Origin of the sequence: Cytobacillus sp. Hm23, assembly GCF_051842895.1 — a bacterium.
Taxonomy (GTDB): Bacteria; Bacillota; Bacilli; order Bacillales; family SM2101; genus Nanhaiella.
The window spans coordinates 139,436-161,298 of the sequence record NZ_JBPXRQ010000004.1 but is presented as its reverse complement, the minus strand read 5'-3'; the positions used below and the strand labels follow the sequence as shown (position 1 = coordinate 161,298).

Sequence of the window (21,863 nt, the reverse complement as noted above, 5' to 3'; positions counted from 1 at the left end):
TTTAGCTGAAAAATATATGCTCCATAAAGAGCACGGTTTATTATTGTTTAAATTATTATTTATAGCAGCTATATAGCAAATATTATTTTAATAAAATATATCGTTATACGATGGTTTAGTTCAAAAATTAAAGCTCCATGAAGAGCAAGGATTCATCACTATTTTTAATTTCTATGTAGTAGTTATTTAGTTTTTACTAGTTTTTTTAAAATTTGAGATATATGATCTAAGCAAAGTGATTGAAATAATGAATATTGTTATTGTAAGTAACAATTGAAAAATAATATCAAATAATGTAGGTGAATCAAAGGGAACCCACCAAATGCTACATTGTAAAACTAATATTGCACAATAAAATGGTAGTCCTAGTGTCATAAAAAGTTTGTTTTGTTTAATATATCCTACAATTAACATGACTATAACACTGCCATAAATTATGCTAGGAATCAATTTATAATATGGTGAAGTAAACCATTCATAAAATTGATGATTGGCAGCCCTATCTATAAGTGGTGAAGAAAATAATATGCCCCACTCCGCTAACAAATAACTAACGAATAAGAGAAGCTGTACAAAGATACTTACAAGCCACCATTTTTTTAATTTTAAGTTATCAATTTGAAATTTGGAAGTAGTAGTTTTTATTACAGTATTAATTGTTGCATTCGACGACGAAATAGCTTTATTGATTTGCTTCCCAATGTATTGCTCTTTTCCAAAATCATGAATTGATTGTTGAACAGCTTCTTTATCTGAGTAACCTTTTACTAAATAATCTCTTTTTAAGAGCGATAGGTGATCAATTAATTCATCTCTAATATCTTCTTTATCTTCAATTGGACAATCTACTTCATTTAAAAGCGTGTTCACATATTGTTTCAGTTCACTCAATTTAATCCCTCCGTGCTTAAATTAATTAAATCGTTGGCTTCTTTCCAATCGGCAATTTTTTTTGAAAGTTCTGTTCTGCCATCATCAGTTAATTTGTAATATTTTCTTCTACCAGCAGAATCGGATTCCCCCCAATATGAACTAATGAAATTCTTTTTTTCAAGCCTTTTTAATGCTGGGTATAGAGTGCCTTCTCCAATTACATAACTATTGCTGCTGTTTGCTTTTATTTTTTTTGCAATTTGATAACCATAAGTATCATGTTTCGCAATAATTGATAGGATAAGGATGTCTATACTACCTTTTAAAATTTCCTTATTCATGTCATCAATCTCCTTTTAATTTTAATCTTATTTCATATTATAACGAAAAATACATCGTAATACAACATACTTTTAAAAATGAAATTTATTATGTTAATCGAATTAGGTGGAAAGAAGTATGGAGCGTTAGAAAGAGATGCAGTAATGGCAAAAATGAATTGTGATATTTTCCATCAGATACTCTTTAATCAGGTGCAAAACAAAAAAAAGATATTCCTTTTTTTCATTTTAGGGCAAGATTGTCGAGCAAAGGGTTGCATAAAAATTTGAAATAATTGGTATTAAGTTAAAGGGCAGGTTAACTTTTAACCTTTGGTTTGAATTAATGCATTAAGAAAAGAGAATTTAAATGGAAGGAAAAACGATAGAAGTAGAGGAAATAAAGAAAGTGTTGTTAGAATCCTGGTCTTTAGAATCAAGTTCAAAATGGAGTAAGTACAACCCTGCCAAGGGACAATGTGGTGGAACCGCGTTAGTAGTAAAAATAATATTTTGGGTGGAGAAATAAGGAAAACCAAGCTACCTGACGGGTGGCATTTTTATAACTTTATTAATATGAAACGATACGATTTAACAGTTTCTCAATTTAAAGAGATCATCACGTATAAGGATTTACTTTCAAATAGGGAAGAAGCATTTACAGATACTAATGTTAAACAGTATAACTACTTAAAACAAAAAGTATTTACTGTGTTGCTAAGATAAAAGGGACATATTGGAATAATGGCATTTTTATCAAATAACAACTTATGTTTATTTAATTTGCAAGCCATACTTATAACCAAAAGTTATCAATAAGTTAGAAAATCTGTTGGATATTTTACCAAATTATTAAGTTGTGATTTGTATTGCTGATTATAATGTTGTTTTAAAAAAAAGAGTGCGAATTGCACTTTTTTTACTGCTATTTTTTTTATTTCTTCATCAACAAAACCCATTATATTTATATCAGGGTGTGGATTAGCTAAGTTGGAATACCTATCTGAATATCGAATAAGATAACGGAGTTCTCTTAATAATTTTAGAGAGGAAGTCTATTATACGGTGAAGGGGGATTACTTATCAGTTTAATAAGAACTCAGGTTAATACGTGAGACATTATAAAAATTGAAAGTAGCATTAAGCAAGTAGATGTGCGGTGATTTTGTGTGTTTTTATTAATTAAAGACCTCTATCTATATGATATAAAAAAATGAATTATAGTCTATTTTTTTATTAATTACTCTTGGAAAATAAAGTAGAACCTTAGATACCAAGTTATACATAACGTAATAGAGTAACTTCAAATATGTTATGTGCTATCAAAAATTTAATAGGGAGAGGATTATGTTGAAACGAAAGACGAGAGTAATTTCTATTGCTGCTGTTTCTGGAGGTGGGAAGACTACAGTAACGAAACAACTAACGAAAAAATTAAATAACTCAAAGGCTTTATATTTTGATGACTTTGAATTTAAAGAGTACCCAAAAGATATATGTAAATGGGTGGATGAAGGCGCTGATTATAATAAATGGAATCTAACCCCACTAATAGATGAAATTAGGTTGCTAATAAATAATAAAAATGATACTCTTGATTATTTATTGCTTGACTATCCATTTGCTTACTTACATAGTGAAATGCGTGATTATATAGATCTTACAGTTTATGTTGATACTCCTCTAGATATCGCAATGGCCAGGAGATTATTAAGAGATTTTATTGATAATCTAGTAGAGGATATACATGAAGATTTAAATAACTATCTATCGCATGGAAGATTAGCTTATCTAGAAATGATCAGGACTGTTAAACCATACTCAGATGTTGTGATTGATGGTGCATTACAAACCCACTTTATTGTTGATAGCATAATTGATGTAATTAAAAATAGAAGTTTGTAATCATTATGTGCTAGTTTGTATGAACGTATTATCAATTATTATATTATTATGTTTTTAAGTCTGAAATTAAATGCTCTTTCAGCTTAACAGAAGTGTAAAGATTAACCTTCCAATCTCTAGGGGAGTAGTGCCAAAGTTAAGAGAGGTTATATTATTAAGCTATGTTAAAGAATGATGATGATTTTATTTAATAGGAAGAGAGCTCCGTACAATCAGACATAAATATTCATCCTTCCCCAATTTGACATCCTTATAAATAGTAGATACAAGGGGGCACGTTCTTATGAAACTGGCAAGTGTCTGCTTCTTCAAAATTAGGAAACCATTGATTATTTGAGGTTATTAAAGGATGGAAACAATCATATGCCTTTCATGTAATTTACACGGGGGAGTATAAAAGTACATTATAAAGAAGAAAACCTCTCAATTTATCACTGAGAGGTATCATTTATTAACCATGGAAATAGATTATTATTCAACTCTAGTATTTGGATCACCGATGGATAATCCATATTCTAACCTACAAGGTTCATTATCAGGAGAATTTATACATGTGGCAGAAATTTCACGCACATGATTACCAGCTAAAACAGTAGCATCAATGCCATTAAGTGTTACCGAAGTTGAGTCGATAAGACCTGTCATCGTAATTTCTACTTCACAACCTTCTGAAAGGGCTTCTACATATATAGAAACTGGTTGAGCGAAATCCATTGTTTTAAACAACGTGGATGTCGGATTTGTGTTTTTATCTAGACTTAACAATTTAAAATTATATGCTATATTTACAGGATTTCTGAAAATTGTCAAATATATCACCTCCTTTTCATTAATAGAATATGAAAGTAAATTCAAGATGCTTGTACAAATGACTTGATTAATTCAATTGTTTTATCCAATATAAGTGAGGTGCTAAGAATCTATGTTGAAGCAAAGGCTGAATTTAAAGTTGAAAAAATATGAAGGATGCAAAATATTTGTTTTCGCATATTACAAATTAGAACCAATTAGTAAATGAAAAATAAGATAGTAGGTGTTTTTTACACATAAGAAATGCCTTTTTGAGCAGAAGTGATACGCATAGAATTCCATGTAAGTTGAAGAATAAATATTTATATTTAATGGATTTGACTGGAGAAATAAAATACGAGTCAAAATGACTTTCTTAGCAGTCGTTTTCTTTAACAGAAAATTCCCATACTCATAGAATCGAATGATAGAATCAACCTGATAAAGTGTAAATAAAGGTTTTCATAGAATTTTCTTATCATATAATTGGAATATTATGTTATTATTAGAACGTATAATAATTTTACAAGTATGAGGAGAATGAAGGAGAGGGGAAGCGATGAGAGAAGATCAATTATTTGAACAAATGAAAATGTGGCGTAAATGGACTGTTCAACTACTTCGTACAATTCCCGATGAAGTTGCTGACGAAATTCCGCAAGGTCATAATAACAGCGTCCGCTGGAATGCTGGTCATATTTTAGTAGGTTGGGATCATACGATGTTTCCTGCTGTCAATGAGAAGAGACAATTGCCTCGTACATATCACCAAATGTTCCCAAGAGGTAGTAAACCACAAAGTTGGGCAGAACAACCCCCGTCGATGGAAGAAATCATTAACAAACTGGAGGAACAACCAGATCTTATTGTAAGATCATGTAAGGGACATCTTGATGACCCACTTCATGAATCTTTTTTAGGCATGAAAACATTAGGAGATATGCTTGTTTTTCATATGAACCATGAAAATCTACACATAGGGATTATTAAAAGTATGAAAAGCTTACTTGAAGTAAAGTTGACATAGTTAGCAGGTTTTCTAAATAAAATGACTTTTGAGATTGCTAAGGGCTGAAAAAACCAGTCCTTTTTGTTTTGAGACAATAGGAAAACTTATTTGAGTTTGATCAAATGGTACACTTCGTTCTAACAAAAATGCTTAAAATGATGCGTATGACAGAGTTCAAATCACTTATATTAAGTATTAGAAGTAAGCAGTCAACAAGTTATGTTTTCTTCTCATGAAGATTTTATTAACAATACATACCTTCCTCGGAATGATAGATTTTCCATAATTGTTGGTATTGTCTGTTGATGCTACATTAGAATAGGTGTCATGATCTCTTTTGAAGTTAAACTCCAGAATGTTATTCTTCATTTTGGCTTGTATTTAGTACAATTATCATTCCCAATTACATAAATTCATCCTTCTTTGATGTTGAGGAAGAGTGATATTCATCCCTTGGCATACCTACCCTTTAATATTGGTTTTTATTGTTTCCAATGGTGAAGTTAAGAATCTGGAGTTTGATGTAAAAAAGTTTGAGCCTAGGAAGGCAGTGACTATTAAAGCAATCGTAAGGTTAACGATAAACTGTGTATCCAAATTCCAGCCGTTCATAAAGTTATTTTGTTTCCACATAAATACGAAGACTGGATGAAATAGGTAGATTCCTAGTGAATGGTCGCCCCATTTAGTAAGGAAGCTTTTTTTGCCATTCATCACAATAAGTATTAGTATAGAAAGCCATGTAGATAATAGAAAGTGTGATAGTATTTTTGTTACATAGGTCTCATTGTCTGACAAAAAACGTGATGTGCTATAACTTCCTTTATAAAGCCATTCCAAGTTAGGCGTAAATTCAATAAAAAGAAATACACCCATCGCTGATAGTAGCAATAAACCTTTTGCTTTATTTGGAGATAGGCTACAATAAAGTTTTTTTAACGCATTGTTAGACATAAAAAAACCAGCAAAGAAAAACGGTGCAAATGTAATCGTACGCTGATAACTAAGTGTATAAGAAGAAAAACTAGGATAAAACTCTCTCGTAAAATTCACGAGGGGATCTGTGTATAGACGTGAAAAAAAGCTTATCAATAGTATTAGAGAAAATAGAATTAGTTTACCAATATTGTTTGGATTCAACTTTGCAATAATTACCGCTAAGACATACCAAAAAGATATACTAACGATATACCAAAGATGAAATCTTGGCTTCTCATAGTTAAACTCCATCGTCTCGTACTCTCCAGTGAAGTAGAAAAATAAGGTATATAATGTCTGAAAAATAATATATAACATAAAGAGATTGACAACTTTCTTCATTTGTATTCTTTTTGCTAAAAACCCACTTATAAAAACAAAAAGTGGCATGTGAAACGCATAAATAAAAATAAAAGTTTGAAGATAGTGCTCTTTATTCAATTCTAAGAAATGTCCAAATACCACAAGGAAAATTAGTATACCTTTCGTATTACTTAACTTTAAATCCTTATCAAACAAGTCAACCTCCCCCTAATTGCCGTGTATGTTATGGCTTTAAATATACTTATCTACAATGACTTTCCAGTGACTCTTATATGACAATTTAGTCACTAATACTGAATCTGATATATTGTTTATAAAATATCAGAAACGTGTTCTTCTTTTTCCTTACTCTAAACGATGAAATATAAGCAATAGCGAGATCTTTACCGCAGCTTTAAAGTGTGACTGACGGTTTTAATAAATTTTGGTGACTAGTGAGGTTGTTCAGTTGAACGATACAAGGATAAGGGAACTGCTTAACAGTAACCATTTACTAAGCTAAGAGACATCTCGACATACTGAGGAGTTTAAGTTGTCTTATTTCTTAAGTCGTTTTGTATAAAAAAGAACTTAGAGAAGATATTGACTGTTAGAGGAGGACAGTAGTGAATGAAAGAATGTAGTTAAAGATTATTAAAAAAAGGATTGGATTGGAAGTTCAATTGTATTATTGTTGAAAGGTAACATTGAAAACTAATCGAATATTTACACAGTTAGTGTAAAAATGTAAAATTTCCATTCAATTCGACAATAAACAAGAAATAGGGGAAGCTCCACAAATCGGAGTTTCCCCTAAATCCATTTATAATTATCATTATGATGACTATTTAGCAAAGCCTTCCTAACATACTTGCTCTATTAAGTTAGGAGAGTTGTTCTTTGGAGAATTTACATCTGATGACACTTCAAAAGCTTCCATAAGTTCCTGGTCAAAAGGTATTAAAAACTCCTGGAGATAAGCTGTATCATTTATAGATGGATCTAACCAAATTTCTTCATCATCTGGTTTTAGAATAACAGGCATCCGGTTATGAATTGTAGACATTAAATCGTTAGGTTCAGTTGTTATGACTGTGCACGAATAAATAGTATGCCCATTTGGGGATTGCCAAGATTCCCACAATCCAGCCATTCCAAATGGTTTATCTGATTTAAGCTTAATACGCATAGGAATTTTGCGCTCTTGCGTCTTCTTCCATTCATAGAAAGAATCAGCAATGACTAAACAACGCTTCTTTTTATAAGCATTTCGAAAACTAGTTTTTTCAGCAAGTGTCTCAGCTCTAGCATTAATCATTTTATAACCTATTTTCATATCCTTTGCCCAACGAGGTATGAAGCCCCATCTAAGATATCCAAGTCGGTTCTTTTCACCGTCGTTTATTACAGTTACGACAGAATGTGAAGGAGCAACGTTATAATTAAAGCGGTATTCATCTTCTGCAAAAGCTGCTTTAATGTCAAAGCGGTCGATAATCTGATCAAATTGAGTGAAAAGAGTAAACCTACCACACATCATATCACCTACAAATAATTATTACGACGATTGTAGCAAATGTTGTAATAATAGGCAAATAAATCAAATGATGGAAAATTTAATTAAATAGGAATTTTTTTTATTCATTGATGTTAAAAATACAAATGAGTCAATAATTTTGGATCACTTTGTATGAAATACGCTTTAGGAGCTCTATAAAGATGAAATAGACTATTTGGAAAAAATCATCATAAAATACTAAATTACCTACGATTCTTATATTTATTCGTTATCATAAGCTGATATTTATAAAGCAAATCATCTAGACGTTGACTGAGGTATTTTGTCTCACAGTGATTCAACCCTTTTTGAAGGCCTGATGTAATCATTTCAGTTCTTAGTTCTTCGATTTGTTGTAATAGCTGTGATTCGCGTTGATTGTTCATCATTGTATAAAAACACCTCAATAACTAAAATATGGATAAAGTTTAGTAGACAATAATTATATAGATTAATAGATAACATTTAAATAGATGTAACAAAATTGTAACGTGGTAAATGTTTACATTCAGGTGGACAATCAATGCGAAATCAGCATACCCGAACAATATGATTTGACATACTTTTTCCTATTTTAATCCTTAGATTGCTTACTACCCGAATTATAAGAAAAAACAAATGATTTATACGTACAATTCATAGTATTTATTAACAACAATTTATTTGAAGGTGGTATCGTATATGTCTTTTGCATATGTAGCGAATTTAGGAAGACAAGGAACAGTTTCTGTGATTGACACGAAATCTCATAGTGTGATTACTACTGTTAGCGTAGGTGCTGATCCAAGAGTAATCCAATTTACTCCGGATGGAAAGTTAGCTTATGTTATGAATGATACATCTCCAGGATCGGTTTCCATTATAGATACGAAAACGCACAGTGTAATTGCTACAGCTTTAGTTGGTGATAATTCGTCAGATTTACAAATTACACCAGATGGAAAGTTTGCATATGTAGCAAGTGTTATGGAAGAGTTTGTTTGTGTTATAGATACAAAAACTCATTCAATGATCGCGACTGTAGATATAGTAAATACTCCAATAGTGTTATTAATAACTCCTGATGGAAGTGTAGCTTATGTTCTAAGTACAAGAGGACGACAAAGATTGACTGCGATTGATACAAAAACACATAACATAATTGCTACTAATTTTATCATGGGCGATAGTCTTAATAATATGGTAATTACTCCAAACGGCAAATTATTATATGTTGCTACTGAACAAAGGAATGTGATGGTCATCGATACAAAAACTCAATCAATAATTACAACAATTGGAATTGGAGGGCAGTTTGTGAATATCGGGATGGTTGTGGCACCAGATGGAAAGTTTGTTTACGTAGGAAGCGGGGTGGACAGAACTGTTTCAGTGATTGACACCAAATCACAAAATATCATCGCAACTGTAGGAGTTGGTGAAAGACCTGATAACATGGTCATTACACCAGATGGAAAATTACTATATGTTGCAAACGTAAGTGATAATACAATTTCTGTTATAGATACGAAGACACATTCAGTTATAGCAACAATATCCGTTAATGATATAGGTAATAATGTAGGAATAGCCATATCTTTAGACGGGAAATTTCTATATGTGGCAAATATGGGGAGTGGAAATGTATCAGTTATTGATACAAAAACTCATTCGGTAATCGCTACAGTTACAGTTGGCATTAACCCAGTAAGTGTTGTGTTCTCACCTGTATAATCGAATACAGTAACTAGGATTGTTAAAAATGTATTTGGAACAAAGCTTGTCAAAGTCCTGTCTACATCTTAGCAAGATTTATGCTTCTCTATTACTCGGATGAATGCTGCTGTTAAGCAATGAAAAATAGTCAGCCTTTTAGAAGAGGGTTGTGAGTTAGATGCCTTAATGGTAGCTGTGTAAATGTATATGTAGAGCTGATTCAGATATAAATTGAGAAAGGTGATTTGCTTTAAATACGGGAAGAAATGATGAAGTTATTTTTTCCATTATTTTATCTATTGAACAACTATAACACCTCCATTATAGTCGAATTATCAGATTAAATATGAGGTGGAATCCAACAGGGGAATCAGACAAGATATAAATCATTTAAGGCTTTAATGAGTAACAATATGAAAGATTATGTCCAAAAACTACTTATATGTTTATTAGTGATCTCTGTAATAATTAACTACATCCAATACAATAAGAATCAGAATCAAGATGATTTATTACGTGATTTTTACATGGAATATATCTCTGATATTTTTTTTATAAGTGAAAGTTTTTCTTATCTTGTAAATTTAAATATAGAAGAATTGAAAGATGCTGAACGTTCATATTCTCAAATGTTATGGTACACTTCTAAATTGGGAGCAAGTCATGAAATAAATGCAGCATTTGAAACAGAACTACTAATAGATAATGCTTACGGTCTAGTAAAAAAGTTATATTCAAAAACTCAATCAGGAATACCCTTCACTGAAGAAGATTTGTTAGAAATTAAAGAAATAAACAAATATTTAGAACTCTTCTCTAAAGGAACCAACTATGACATTAGGAATAAGTCCTTTAAGGAGATAAAAAAAGAGCTATACAATAGAAATCACAGATTAATAGATGTAAGGTATGGTAAACCCCCAGCCAAAAATTAAAGCTTGCTTAGTACATATTAACACACTGCCTAAATGCACCCCGTCATAATGTTCTGACGGGGTGCATTTTTGAAGGAACCTTTTTCAATATTCATTGTATGAAGTTATGTTTATGATTAAAGCACTAGTGAAAATCGATCCTGTCTAGAATATCGCTCTGCTCTTACTATTGTTAAAATTATACTTGACTGATTCTGAATGACACGAAAAATGAGCTATAATACTGCAGAGGTATAGTTTGTGTATTAAAATCTCCATAAATTCCAAATTGTTGTTAAACAATGGGTGATTGTCTTAATAGCATTACTGGAGTTTTGAACCTTTCAATAATTATTTATGTTGCCACCGTAAAGTTATATACTTACTACTATGCGGACTTATAATAGAGAGTTGTGTTTTTTAACGAATGGAGGGTAGATAGATGAGGGTTAATCCGCCCTCACTTTTTTGGCTATGTGCATTAGTAATGTTGATAATGTTAAGGAAGATTACACGTTCCTGTATGATTGCACATTGGTGGTTCACTAGTACGAACACTGTCACGAAGACCAATAGTTATTGAACAAGAGCTCGCAGGGGACATACTGGATCCAATTACAATTAAAGTTATTACAGAACCCAAAAACATTAACGGTTTTTTAAAACACATAAAATTCAATGGTCAAATAGTTTGCTTGATGTAAATTAAGTGGAATATTGTTTAAGAACGGTTGTATTTTAACATACCTTATGCAACGATGAATAAATAGAGGTGAGTAATTTGTTGAAAACAGATAAATTAGCTTCCAAAAAATAAGAATTAAAATTTTAGGAGGCTGATCAAATGAAGTTTAATTTAATTAACAGAGAAAATTGGGATAGAGCTCTATATTTCAATCATTATTTAAGTCAAAAATGCACCTTTAGCCTAACAGTAAATATAGACATTACAAAGTTATTAGAACAGCTTTGTAACAAGGAAATCAATCTATATCCTGCTTTTATCTATATCATTAGTAAAGTAGTAAATTCCCATGAAGAATTTCGAACATGCTTTAACGTCGAGGGAGATTTTGGTTATTGGGAAAAAGCATTACCAAAATATACAATCTTCCATAGTGATAACAAATCATTCTCCTGCATTTGGACTGAGTTTTCAAATGACTTTCGTGTATTTCATAAAAACTACAACGAAGATATAAAGAAGTATCATGATGTTAAGGGGCTATTTTCAAAACCCAATGAACCTAAAAATTCATTTCCTATATCAAGTATCCCATGGGTTAGTTTTACTGGCTTTAGCCTTAATATAAATGATGATAACGACTTTTTATTACCCATAATTACAAGTGGAAAATACTTTAATCAAGAAAATAAAATATTGTTACCTGTTTCAATACAAATGCATCATGCTGTATGCGATGGATATCACGCTTCCATGTTTATAGACGAGTTACAACAATTAGCAAATAACTGTTATGATTGGCTTTCTTAAAATTCTATGCTTTTTTGCGGAATTAGAATTGAACTTGAACAACCACAAGCTAATAACTGTGATCTATCTTTGAAAGAGGAATTTGCAATGTTATTGGTAAATATAGCTTTTAAGAATTTTGAAATATCTGAAAAGTCACTTTGCTTTATGGAACATTGATATGCTTTGACGGCATTTGTTTACGACTTGATTTTTTCAAAATTAAGAGACTGTTAAGGTAGGAGATAGATGTCATCATCCAGCAGAAGTAATTGAGTTAATGGTTATAGGGTTATGTTTTACAACAATCGTAATTGTCTCATTCCTTTTAACATGTACATGGAGAAAAATTTGCTGGTTATTAGCGTTAGTTATACTGGTTTCATATTGTATATTTTTTTAGTACGTCGATTTTGGATTGATGCCCAAATTGACAAGAAAGTAACATTATTAAGACCATTCTTAGAACAACATTATCCAAATGAAGAATGGGTGATTTCAAAGTACCTCATCGTGAAGACGGTTTTAAACACCTAAACCCATACTATATTGATGTTGTTATTGAGAGTGAATCAGATGTTACCTATTATTATTGGGTAGAAAGTAATGGTAATAACTGCCGAATTAGGTTTGCAACAGACACTGTGTTAGATGAATTAGAGCATTTAGAAAAAAGATAAATAATCTTGAGTAATAGATTATATAATGATCTTCCAGCAAAATGGGGCAAGAAAGTATTAAAGGCTATCCGACATCACTGGCTTTACAATAGCTGAAAACTTAGTTGCAAAAATGGAATTAAGTACTCTATATACTGAAGCAAGTTATAATGACGCAACGTACAAGTGTTTTTCCGTTACGACATATAGGCAGTTCAAGAAGGGACAACATACCTCAAAGTATGTTGTTTTTCTTCTTTTGACTTATAATAAGTGTAAAAGATAACGAGATAGAGGACGTGTTGGAACGTGAAAAAGATTAATAATTTCAAATTATTCCTAATTGGAATCAGTTGTTTTATTTTTCTTACTGGTTGTGAATTTCAGGTAGAAAATATTAATCAACCAAAATTTGTAGAGCCAATTTCCGAAGAAATTAAAGAATCGGAATCTAACTCAATCCACACGATTATTAACAAACTAGAAGGTGAAAATGCAAAGGAAGAAAATTTCCTGTTTTACAATGAAGCTGTTGAATCTAAGATGGTTACATTAACTTTTTATGATAATTATAAAGAAGAGCCCATTACCAATGCTTCTTTATATCAAGATGGCAACCTTGTTTCTAAAAATGTTCGTATTATAGATACTTCTATCCATGATGGTGGACAGTTCACAATACAATTACAAGAGTACATACCGAGTTTTAACGAAATTAAATTAGAGACTAATAAAAGAAAAATACTTTTAATAAAAACAGGTCAATATAGTTTTGAAAAATTAAATATAGTAGATACAATACCTGACAAAGAACGTTGGTCCATAGAAAGTTATAATACGGGTGAAAAAGGTACATCTTTTACATTTAATGGTATGTATGTTCGTTCTGAAAAGGATTCTAGTGAGTTTGAAATCCTTTTACCAAAATCAAGTGAGAAGTTCGAAATAGTAGAAAGCCATACAGAGAACGAAAAAGAAAAGAATCTAGAATTAACCATACAAACAGATAGTCAAAGGAAATTTACTCATCAAGCATCTTATGAAATGTTGATAATTCAAAAAAACCAAATGAATCAGCAATATATTCTGAATACGATATTAGTGGCTATAGAGCCAAATTAAATATTTATTGAACCAAAGTCAGCAAACAAAAGGAGATACTTATTAAGCTACTATTTCTAGGTTTGATAAAATTTAGATATGAAGCGAAGCATCTTTTTGCAATCTCAAAAGCATTAGGTGCAACCATTGAAGAATTGTTCGAAGTAATAGAACAATAATATTTGTATTTAGTTTTCGTCAATGCCTTATTACTTGAACTCTCCATAACTTATCTATGCTTAAAGTTGGAGAGAATAGTAATCACTATTGAACATGCAAGAGGTAGTGACGACTCCAGTGAAAGCGATGCAGTAAATTGAGATAAAGTAATTGGGTGGACCGTAGAAGATGTTTTTGTGGAATATCAAAGTATGGAAAATTTTATGATTTCCTTTAAATAAGTTTATTCTATAAAAATACTCCCTTCATTTGTTTTTATAGAATAAATATAATTAATTTAGTTCATGAATACCAACAGCATTATTTAAAGCACAGAAAATACATTTTAAGTTTTTGTAATATTTAAACTAGACTAAAAATTACAATAATATTATAATCAAATAGACAAGAACCTACATCTTTGGTAGTTTTTGTCCCTTTAAAATATTACTCTCGTGATGAAAATTAACAGACAAAAAAGGGGGGATATAGATGAAACTTAAGGCTAAAAAAGTTGAGAAAGTTACAGCAACTGCAGATGCATGCGTGTGGCCACCGTGTTAAGTACTTTTATGGAACGGGACTCAGTCCCGTTCTAATCTATTTTTCGGGAGGTGCGTTAATAAGTGAAGCCAATTTTTAAGCCACTACACCCCATTATTAAAATGAATAATAATGAAATTAGAATAGGTAGTACTCCAGAGACTTCCTTTGATTTAGAAGATCCTGATGGTGCGATCTATACACTATTAAGTGAACTTGATGGTCAGAAAGAAGTTAGTCATATAAGGGATATATTACATGAGAAAGGGTATACATCTGTAACATATGAGGAAATAGTTGACACAATTCAAGAGTTAGAAAAACTGGGGTTTATAACAGATACAAATCACCGAAATCATACAAATCTATCTGATTGGGAAATTGAAAGATTTAGAGGTAATTTAAACTTTTTCAGTCAGTATTCTGATTTAACAACTAGTACATATAAATATCAAGAAAAAATTTGCGACGCGAAAGTAACAATTTTGGGCATGGGTGCTTTTGGTTCTAGTGTTTTAATTCAACTTGCAGGATTAGGAGTAAAGAACGTAAGGATAGTAGATTTTGATCATGTAAGCTTAAGTAATTTAAACAGGCAGATTTTATTTAATGAATCTACACTAGGAAAACAAAAAATCGATGTTGCAAAAAATCATATAAATAATTTTTATAGTGATATGAACATTGAAATCTATGAGAGGGTGTTATCTAAAAAGGAAGATATAAGTCCTCTAATAAGTGGAAGTGACATGGTAGTATTAGCTGCTGATCAGCCATATATTCTCCTTCCAAGAGAAGTAAATAAGGCTTGTGTAGAACAAAATATACCATTTGTAGCAGGTGGCATTACGATTAACAAAGGTCAATTCTTTACGATAATTCCAAATGAATCGGGTTGTTTAGACTGTATGCATATCCGAAATTTAAATAAATCGGAAACGTATTATCAGTCTGTTTTAAAAGTTATCCAAAATAACTTTATCCCACCTAATGCTGCAACAGCGCCTTCATTAATGATTACCACAGGCATGTTGGTTGCAGATATTATGAAGCAACTAACTAAAGTTGAAAATGTTAATTCTGCTGGTGCAATGCAGACAATAAACATATTAAATTTTCAAACTGAAACAAGTTTCGACTGGGAAAGAGAGGCTGGTTGTCCAACCTGTGGAGACGGTTCTTTTGAAACTAACTTTTTTGATGAAATTGAAAAAGAAAAGTTTTTCAATCGTGAAGTTGTTCAACGGTAAGGAGGGAGAACAATGAAAGAATTAGATTATGAGAGTATTGTCAAGATGCATAAATTATCTCATCGCCCTGAAGGTGAAGATGAAATATTAATAGGAAGACCAGATGTAAGTGACTTTATTATTTTGCCATCAGTAGCTTTAGATATTATTGAATCACTGGATTCTGGTCTAACGATTGGGCAAGTAAAAAAAGAAATAGAGGATCGATTAGGCGAAGAAGTTGATGTTCTTGACTTCGTAAATGATTTAATACACGAATACAAATTTGTATACACATTAAATGGTAACGTTGTAAATGAACCAGTAGAACACAAGATATTATTCCCTTGGCTAAATAAAAGGCTATCGAAATTACTATTTAATAATTGGAGTTTTGTTCTATATTTTGTATTAAGTCTTTTGGGCATAGTAGCAATTATATTGAATCCAACTCTTTTCCCAGTATATTCTGATATGTTTTTTTCCGAATCTTATACAGTATCGATAATAGTAACTACACTGGTTGCATGGGTATTCGTACTTGTTCATGAGTTAGCTCATCTAATGGCAGCAAGGTCTTCGGGGGTAGAAAGTCAAATATCAATTAGCCATAGACTTGTTTTTTTGGTGGTTGAAACAGATATGTCAAATATTGTTTTATTAGAAAAGAAGGAAAGATACAAAGCATTGTTAGCTGGTTTAGCCTGGGATGGTTCTTTCTTTGGAATAGGAACCTTTATGCTTTATCTTAATAACAGTGGGTTATTGAATTTAACTGTAGCAACCTCTTCTATAATTAAAATGATTACCTTAGTACTTATTCTGAAAATTGCATTCCAATTTTTATTCTTCATGAAAACAGATATTTACTATATATTCACTAATCGATTTAATTGTAAGAACTTACTTCACCACACAGGTCTATATCTATATCGCTTGGTAAAGTCATTTAATGAACAACAGAAGCATGAATGGGAGATGGTTGAAGAACACGAGCGTAAGATTATCAAATGGTATGCATGGTTTTATGTAGCTGGATATATCTGGGCAGTATCATTGTTTATAGTCTATGCTCTTCCACAAACGTACACAATTGTAACTGGTACTGTGAATAATATATCAAATCTTTCATTCCGTTCATCTGATTTCTGGGATGGAATAATCTTATTAGTCATAACATTAGTTCCTCTGTCTTTATTAATAAGATCTTGGTTAAAAGAATTAAAGCAACGCCGGAGTAATAATGTGAGTAATGTTACAGAGGTGAATAATGTTAATGTTGATTAGTTGCTAATATATGCTGATAGTGCTATCAGCGGGATTATTATGGTTCTATACTTCGACTAGGTATTTAATATTGTCTAATTTCACTATTTATCATAAATTATAATCATTTTATTAAAAATCCTGTAGGTATATTGTCAGGATTTTTTCTTATTCAGCAAACGGTTCATATATAAGAATATGAGTTTAATAATAGTGAGATTACTTTCTTCTTTATCATCGGTGAGTTTATCCATATTTATTATAATAACAAATTACATTTGTTAACCAAATCGATCTTCAGTAATCAATTTCTAAATGTTTAATTGACTGACTGTATAATACGAATGATACCTTCTAAAAGGTGGGTGTCTTTATTTATATTTAGGAGAATTATTCAAAAATTCAAATATATGGCATTATAGTAGAGGTTATAACTAAAGTAGTAAAAAGGATAGATATAATTTACGGGGCAATTCATTTTACAAAATGTTAACCTCGACTATAAGAGGATAATCAAATTACTCTCTTTGGTAATAAAATACGCTATCACCTGTAAATTTGTTTTTTACTAGTTTGGGGGTAAGGGTTATGAACAATGCTAAATTGATTGATAATGTTGTATTTTATTAAAAACTAGGACTGAAAGATGATTTTATCTCACTACCAATATTACCGTGATTATTCCCTAGTGTTGAGAAAATAATAATAATAGAAAAATGTGAAAAACTGAAAGCCTAAATTTCTTATTTTCTATTGTAAGAAATTAGGCTTTTTATTTTTATCATCATCTCAATAAGATAACTACTGACCATAATTAATACAGAGGATTAGTTAATATAGTGTTTATAGGAGATTTAAAATATACTTTTCGTGGTTAACACCATAAAAATCGTGGTAATATTAATATGTGAGTGTAATGTATTCTAACATCCAGAAAGGACGATGAGGGGAATGGATAGACTAATAAAGAAATTATTAATTGTTACATTAATCTTCGCAATAGTTTCACCTTCTTTTCAAACAGGGTTTGCAGCTACACAAGGGGAAGTAGTAATAAACGAAATAGCTTGGATGGGCACCAATGTAAGTAGTAATGACGAATGGGTTGAATTATACAATAACACAAACAAAACAATATCAATTGACGGTTGGACATTAAGTTCGACTGATGGTACACCTACAATACATTTAAATGGGGATATTTCACCTAATGGATATTTCCTTTTAGAGAGAACAGATGATAGTACAGTTTCAAATGTAGTAGCTGATATTGTTTATACAGGAGCTTTAAGCAATACAAGTGAAATTTTAGAGTTAAGAGATGACCAAAATAACTTAATAGACCTAGTAGATAATTGGTATGCTGGTGATAGTAGTACAAAGGCTACGATGGAAAGAGTTGATTCAACAGTTAGTTCAATTGCTTCAAATTGGAAGAGCTCTACTACGGCTTATAATGAAGGTTTTGGAACACCAAAGCAAAAGAACTCTATTGTAACAACTGAACCATCAGGTTGCAATGCTACTGATGAGCAATTAAACAATGTTTCTAATGAGATAGGTGCTATTAATGTTTATTTCAATAAATGTGTAAATATAGAAGATGCAATTACTGGGAATCTAGCAAACTACAATGTTAATTTAGAAAACAGATTGATTCAACGCTTAAATGAGGCTACAACGAGCATAGATATGGCAGCATATGAAATTAATTTACCTAGAATCGTAGATACTTTGATTGGAAAAGCTGCTGAAGGAGTAGATATTAGGTTTATTGCAGACTCTAAAGATAGTGACGATCCTAACAACCTAGAACGTTTCCAAACAATGAGGTTGTATGTAGAGAAAATGGTTAGAGGACTAGATGGAGTAATTGGTACACCAGATGATATACGTGTATTCTCAGATTCACCAATGTTTGTTGTTGAGGATCTAGTCAGGAGAGGTGAATTTGGTTTACCTTCTGATTTTAGCGACTTTCCGCAAGTAACAGTTCAAGTTGGAAATACAAATGAAACTGGCTATTTATTCGTAGAAGCTGAACAAAAAGATATTAATTCATACTACTCTCCTAATACTCAAATGCACAACAAATTTGCAGTGGTGGATGATAGTTGGGTGTTTACAGGCAGTTGGAATTATACTGTTACCGGTTTATATGGGACAGAGGAAAATATGCAAAATGGTATTTTAGATGGAAATCAACAACATGTAGTTGAAGTGAATAGTCCAGAACTGGCAAGTATTTATGAAGTTGAATTTAATGAAATGTGGGGGAGTACTTCACTTAACCCAGACCCAGTGAATGCTAATTTTAATACTCGGAAAGCGGATAATACTGCTCATAGTGTGAATATAAATGGAAAAACGATAGAAGTCTATTTTTCATCTGGTGATAATGCATTAGGACGCGTTCAAAATATTATTAAGAACGAGGCAGATCACAGTGCCTACTTTACAATTTTTGCTTGGAGTGATCAATCTATTCTAGATGAACTGAAATATAAATGGGAAGGTTCTTATGCTGATTTAGTCGGTTCAATAACTGGATTTGATGTTAAAGGCGTCTTTGATTCGAGTTATTGGAACCAGTGGTGGTCAGCAAGTGTAGATATGACAGGTAGAACTGCAACACAGTCAAGTGTAGGAAATCCAAATACTCGTTGGGCAAACCCTGCACCAGTTTATCAAGACAATGAATCTAGAAAACTACACAGTAAAACAATGTTGATTGATGCTAATTCTACAAGTGACCCTACTGTGATTATTGGTTCAACCAACTGGAGTGAGAACGGTAACAATGTGAATGATGAGAATATGCTTATTATTCACGACGAAGCGATTGTAAATCAATTTCTTCAAGAATTCAATGCGCGCTACGAAAATGCGAGTGGATTTTAACGTATAAGGCTTGTTTCTTAAACGATTTTACTACTGTAATTAAATTAGATTATCAAGATAAAGTTATTTAAGACTTTCATCGTTTTACAGAAGAAAAGTTGAGTATCTAAGTAGCTAAAACAATTAATGGATAAAGTTTAATTGCCCTTGTAGAAGATAAGAAATTTTTATCTACTATAAGGGTATTCGATTATATATGATCATAGGGAACAAAAAGTTATCATATGATTGTCATTATATTATTTACTATTACATGTAATCTACATAACTTTACGTGTTGGGTTGGCTATCTAATTAAAAAGTACGATCTTTTGAGAACTACTCGTAAAAATTCGGTTAACATATATGCATCATGCTATACTTTATTCAAAATTCAAACACTTTTATATGACTTAACAAACAATTTAATTAGGAGGACATCGCTATGATAGGTATTTTAGGAGGGATGGGACCGAAATCTACTGCTCCCTTCATTGATAATGTGGTTGAACAGTGTCAAAAAATATATGGGGCGACATACGATATTGATTTTCCTCACATGATGATCTATTCGTGTCCAACCCCATTCTATATTGATAGACCTATTAATCATGAGGAAATGGCAAAAACTATTATTAATGGTGCAAGAAAACTAGAAACTACTGGTGTGGATTTTATTGCAATGCCTTGTAATACAGCACACCTTTATTTTAGCAAGTTGAAAGAATCTATTTCAGTACCCATACTTAACATGGTTGATGAGACTATTAAAGAAATACCTATTAACACGAGGAAAGTAACACTGTTAGCTACAGATCCCACAATTCAATCTGGTTTATATCAGCAGACTTTTTCTCTAAATGATGTTGAGTATGTTCACAAAAACAGTTGGCAAACTTGTGTAAATCAAATTATATCAGCTGTGAAATCAGGTGAAATTAGTGATGGAGCTCAATTGTGGAGTAAGTTATGTTGCGAATTAAATGAGGCTGTTGATACAGCTATCCTAGCATGTACAGACTTAAACATAGTGTCACACCATATACCAGACAATAACAGTATTACTATTGTTGATTCATCAGATTGTCTGGCTCGTGCTGTTGTAAACAAATACTTATCACTTTCAAAGGATACGTAAAAAATACCTATTTATAATAAAGAAAAAAGCTTTGTTTCTAGACCTAATTAAATGAGGTAGAGTTTATTATTTACTATGTAAGTAATTTATTAATTGCAAAGGCTCTCTTCGAAAACTATGTTGATATTTTTATCTAATTAATTCCAAAAAGTGGTTTTACATGTTAGTCATTTGTTTTACACAAAGAAAGATGCCACGAATTCAAGTTGGTTATGTGTTTGGCTCTTAGTACGAAATCAAAAATTAACGCGAAAACAGCCAAATGAAAATAAACATAAATAATTGAGGTAATATATGATTTTAAATACGGTAGATGAAAGAGTATATTTGAAGTTAATAGAAATGAAGGATGCTGAAAAGATTTTTGAGTTAACTCATAACTCAAGAAGCTATTTACGAAAGTGGCTACCTTGGGTTGAGACTACTACGGGAATTGAGGACACAAAAGCATTTATTCGGTCATGCATAAGTAAATACAATGAAGATAAACATATGATAATGATGGTTATATTGTATAAAGAAGATGTCGTTGGAGTAGCTGGTTATAATCAAATGGATTGGCTAAATAAAACAGCATATATCGGTTATTGGTTAGACGAAGAATGCCAGGGGTTCGGCATAATGACAAAGGTAGTTAAAGCATTAACAAATTACGCTTTTACAGAAGCTGGATTAAAAAAGGTTGCAATTAGACCAGCTGAAAATAACGAAAAAAGTAGAGCAATTCCAGAAAGATTAGGGTTTATAGAGGAGTGTAGAGTTAGGGATGCAGATTGGATTTATGATCATCCTATAGATCATATAGTTTATAGTATAACGGAAAAAAGCTGGAATAATTAAACTATTGTAGACTAAATGCTGTCTGACGTAATTAATGAACAAAGGAGTTCAACTGGAGAAATTGTGTATATTTATAAATTCTTGAAGCAAAATACAAAGTAACAGGAGTTCCACCTATGATACTCCTGCAGGTACTCCCTGGCCATGGAGTGCCTATTTTAGTTTGAGGAACAATCCATTAGAAAACTGGTTGTCTTATTATACATTTTTGGTCAAATAACGTTTTTTCC

Annotated in this window: 18 protein-coding genes and 1 pseudogene; 13 read left to right on the top strand and 6 right to left on the bottom strand. The window is 31.5% G+C overall.

Features of this window, described 5'->3' with window-relative positions:
* Positions 1 to 186: 186 nt before the first annotated feature.
* Together ACSVDA_RS04295 and ACSVDA_RS04290 are read right to left on the bottom strand one after the other, a co-directional pair.
* Positions 187 to 891 carry a hypothetical protein gene (locus ACSVDA_RS04295; RefSeq protein ID WP_485881128.1) on the bottom strand — a complete coding sequence of 235 codons (705 nt, stop codon included), beginning with the start codon at positions 889 to 891 and terminating at the stop codon, positions 187 to 189.
* Positions 888 to 1,214, bottom strand: coding sequence for a PadR family transcriptional regulator (locus ACSVDA_RS04290; protein WP_320209182.1), 327 nt, complete (start codon positions 1,212 to 1,214; stop codon positions 888 to 890). Before ACSVDA_RS04290 ends, ACSVDA_RS04295 begins: the two co-directional genes overlap by 4 nt.
* A 349-nt stretch (positions 1,215 to 1,563) precedes the next feature.
* Between ACSVDA_RS04290 and ACSVDA_RS04285 the strand changes: the two are divergent.
* Positions 1,564 to 1,919: pseudogene (locus ACSVDA_RS04285) on the top strand (YunG family protein).
* Between the two features lie 621 nt (positions 1,920 to 2,540).
* Positions 2,541 to 3,098 (top strand): nucleoside/nucleotide kinase family protein, encoded by a 558-nt coding sequence (locus ACSVDA_RS04280; protein WP_485881126.1) that lies wholly within the window; start codon positions 2,541 to 2,543, stop codon positions 3,096 to 3,098.
* A gap of 471 nt (positions 3,099 to 3,569) precedes the next feature.
* Here ACSVDA_RS04280 and ACSVDA_RS04275 read toward each other — a convergent pair whose 3' ends face one another.
* On the bottom strand, positions 3,570 to 3,908 hold the full coding sequence (locus ACSVDA_RS04275; protein ID WP_485881124.1) for a hypothetical protein: 339 nt from the start codon (positions 3,906 to 3,908) through the stop codon (positions 3,570 to 3,572).
* Positions 3,909 to 4,446: 538 nt separating this feature from the next.
* On the opposite strand from ACSVDA_RS04275, the gene ACSVDA_RS04270 reads away from it, so the two are divergent.
* Positions 4,447 to 4,914 carry a DinB family protein gene (locus tag ACSVDA_RS04270; protein ID WP_485881122.1) on the top strand — a complete coding sequence of 156 codons (468 nt, stop codon included), beginning with the start codon at positions 4,447 to 4,449 and terminating at the stop codon, positions 4,912 to 4,914.
* Between the two features lie 444 nt (positions 4,915 to 5,358).
* On the opposite strand, the gene ACSVDA_RS04265 is transcribed toward ACSVDA_RS04270, so the two are convergent.
* The 3 genes from ACSVDA_RS04265 to ACSVDA_RS04255 all read right to left on the bottom strand — a co-directional run bounded on the left by ACSVDA_RS04265 (position 5,359) and on the right by ACSVDA_RS04255 (position 8,121).
* The gene (locus ACSVDA_RS04265; RefSeq protein WP_485881120.1) at positions 5,359 to 6,393 is read right to left on the bottom strand and encodes an acyltransferase family protein; all 1,035 of its coding nucleotides are present in this window, start codon (positions 6,391 to 6,393) and stop codon (positions 5,359 to 5,361) included.
* Between the two features lie 646 nt (positions 6,394 to 7,039).
* Positions 7,040 to 7,714 carry an SOS response-associated peptidase gene (locus tag ACSVDA_RS04260; protein ID WP_485881118.1) on the bottom strand — a complete coding sequence of 225 codons (675 nt, stop codon included), beginning with the start codon at positions 7,712 to 7,714 and terminating at the stop codon, positions 7,040 to 7,042.
* Between the two features lie 224 nt (positions 7,715 to 7,938).
* Positions 7,939 to 8,121 (bottom strand): aspartyl-phosphate phosphatase Spo0E family protein, encoded by a 183-nt coding sequence (locus ACSVDA_RS04255; protein ID WP_485881116.1) that lies wholly within the window; start codon positions 8,119 to 8,121, stop codon positions 7,939 to 7,941.
* Between the two features lie 295 nt (positions 8,122 to 8,416).
* Here ACSVDA_RS04255 and ACSVDA_RS04250 point away from each other — a divergent pair, with 295 nt between their 5' ends.
* The 10 genes from ACSVDA_RS04250 to ACSVDA_RS04205 all read left to right on the top strand — a co-directional run bounded on the left by ACSVDA_RS04250 (position 8,417) and on the right by ACSVDA_RS04205 (position 21,633).
* Complete coding sequence (locus tag ACSVDA_RS04250; RefSeq protein ID WP_485881114.1) at positions 8,417 to 9,448, top strand: cytochrome D1 domain-containing protein; 1,032 nt, start codon at positions 8,417 to 8,419, stop codon at positions 9,446 to 9,448.
* Positions 9,449 to 9,843: 395 nt separating this feature from the next.
* Entirely contained in the window at positions 9,844 to 10,365 is a 522-nt protein-coding gene (locus ACSVDA_RS04245; protein ID WP_485881113.1) for a hypothetical protein, read from the top strand.
* 823 nt (positions 10,366 to 11,188) lie between these two features.
* The gene (catA, locus tag ACSVDA_RS04240) at positions 11,189 to 11,839 is read left to right on the top strand and encodes a type A chloramphenicol O-acetyltransferase (protein WP_485881111.1); all 651 of its coding nucleotides are present in this window, start codon (positions 11,189 to 11,191) and stop codon (positions 11,837 to 11,839) included.
* Positions 11,840 to 12,306: 467 nt separating this feature from the next.
* Positions 12,307 to 12,498 carry a hypothetical protein gene (locus tag ACSVDA_RS04235; RefSeq protein ID WP_485881109.1) on the top strand — a complete coding sequence of 64 codons (192 nt, stop codon included), beginning with the start codon at positions 12,307 to 12,309 and terminating at the stop codon, positions 12,496 to 12,498.
* 288 nt (positions 12,499 to 12,786) lie between these two features.
* Positions 12,787 to 13,599 carry a hypothetical protein gene (locus ACSVDA_RS04230; RefSeq protein WP_485881107.1) on the top strand — a complete coding sequence of 271 codons (813 nt, stop codon included), beginning with the start codon at positions 12,787 to 12,789 and terminating at the stop codon, positions 13,597 to 13,599.
* A gap of 764 nt (positions 13,600 to 14,363) precedes the next feature.
* Positions 14,364 to 15,530: a HesA/MoeB/ThiF family protein gene (locus ACSVDA_RS04225; protein WP_485881105.1), complete on the top strand. Its 1,167-nt coding sequence runs from the start codon at positions 14,364 to 14,366 to the stop codon at positions 15,528 to 15,530.
* Between the two features lie 12 nt (positions 15,531 to 15,542).
* Positions 15,543 to 16,796 (top strand): PqqD family protein, encoded by a 1,254-nt coding sequence (locus ACSVDA_RS04220; protein ID WP_485881103.1) that lies wholly within the window; start codon positions 15,543 to 15,545, stop codon positions 16,794 to 16,796.
* A gap of 930 nt (positions 16,797 to 17,726) precedes the next feature.
* Positions 17,727 to 19,676 (top strand): phospholipase D-like domain-containing protein, encoded by a 1,950-nt coding sequence (locus ACSVDA_RS04215; RefSeq protein WP_485881101.1) that lies wholly within the window; start codon positions 17,727 to 17,729, stop codon positions 19,674 to 19,676.
* A 424-nt stretch (positions 19,677 to 20,100) separates the two neighbouring features.
* Complete coding sequence (locus ACSVDA_RS04210) at positions 20,101 to 20,793, top strand: aspartate/glutamate racemase family protein (protein ID WP_485881100.1); 693 nt, start codon at positions 20,101 to 20,103, stop codon at positions 20,791 to 20,793.
* Between the two features lie 294 nt (positions 20,794 to 21,087).
* A complete protein-coding gene (locus ACSVDA_RS04205) occupies positions 21,088 to 21,633 on the top strand; it encodes a GNAT family N-acetyltransferase (RefSeq protein WP_485881098.1) in 546 nt (181 codons plus the stop codon).
* The last annotated feature ends 230 nt before the right edge of the window (positions 21,634 to 21,863 follow it).

What these genes read in the sequence shown, in the direction of transcription:
- ACSVDA_RS04290 (WP_320209182.1), bottom strand. Translation starts at nt 1,214, where the DNA reads ATGAATAAGGAAATTTTAAAAGGTAGTATAGACATCCTTATCCTATCA.
- ACSVDA_RS04280 (WP_485881126.1), top strand. Translation starts at nt 2,541, where the DNA reads ATGTTGAAACGAAAGACGAGAGTAATTTCTATTGCTGCTGTTTCTGGA.
- ACSVDA_RS04270 (WP_485881122.1), top strand. Translation starts at nt 4,447, where the DNA reads ATGAGAGAAGATCAATTATTTGAACAAATGAAAATGTGGCGTAAATGG.
- ACSVDA_RS04260 (WP_485881118.1), bottom strand. Translation starts at nt 7,714, where the DNA reads ATGTGTGGTAGGTTTACTCTTTTCACTCAATTTGATCAGATTATCGAC.
- ACSVDA_RS04255 (WP_485881116.1), bottom strand. Translation starts at nt 8,121, where the DNA reads ATGAACAATCAACGCGAATCACAGCTATTACAACAAATCGAAGAACTA.
- ACSVDA_RS04250 (WP_485881114.1), top strand. Translation starts at nt 8,417, where the DNA reads ATGTCTTTTGCATATGTAGCGAATTTAGGAAGACAAGGAACAGTTTCT.
- ACSVDA_RS04245 (WP_485881113.1), top strand. Translation starts at nt 9,844, where the DNA reads ATGAAAGATTATGTCCAAAAACTACTTATATGTTTATTAGTGATCTCT.
- catA (WP_485881111.1), top strand. Translation starts at nt 11,189, where the DNA reads ATGAAGTTTAATTTAATTAACAGAGAAAATTGGGATAGAGCTCTATAT.
- ACSVDA_RS04235 (WP_485881109.1), top strand. Translation starts at nt 12,307, where the DNA reads ATGGGTGATTTCAAAGTACCTCATCGTGAAGACGGTTTTAAACACCTA.
- ACSVDA_RS04220 (WP_485881103.1), top strand. Translation starts at nt 15,543, where the DNA reads ATGAAAGAATTAGATTATGAGAGTATTGTCAAGATGCATAAATTATCT.
- ACSVDA_RS04215 (WP_485881101.1), top strand. Translation starts at nt 17,727, where the DNA reads ATGGATAGACTAATAAAGAAATTATTAATTGTTACATTAATCTTCGCA.
- ACSVDA_RS04210 (WP_485881100.1), top strand. Translation starts at nt 20,101, where the DNA reads ATGATAGGTATTTTAGGAGGGATGGGACCGAAATCTACTGCTCCCTTC.
- ACSVDA_RS04205 (WP_485881098.1), top strand. Translation starts at nt 21,088, where the DNA reads ATGATTTTAAATACGGTAGATGAAAGAGTATATTTGAAGTTAATAGAA.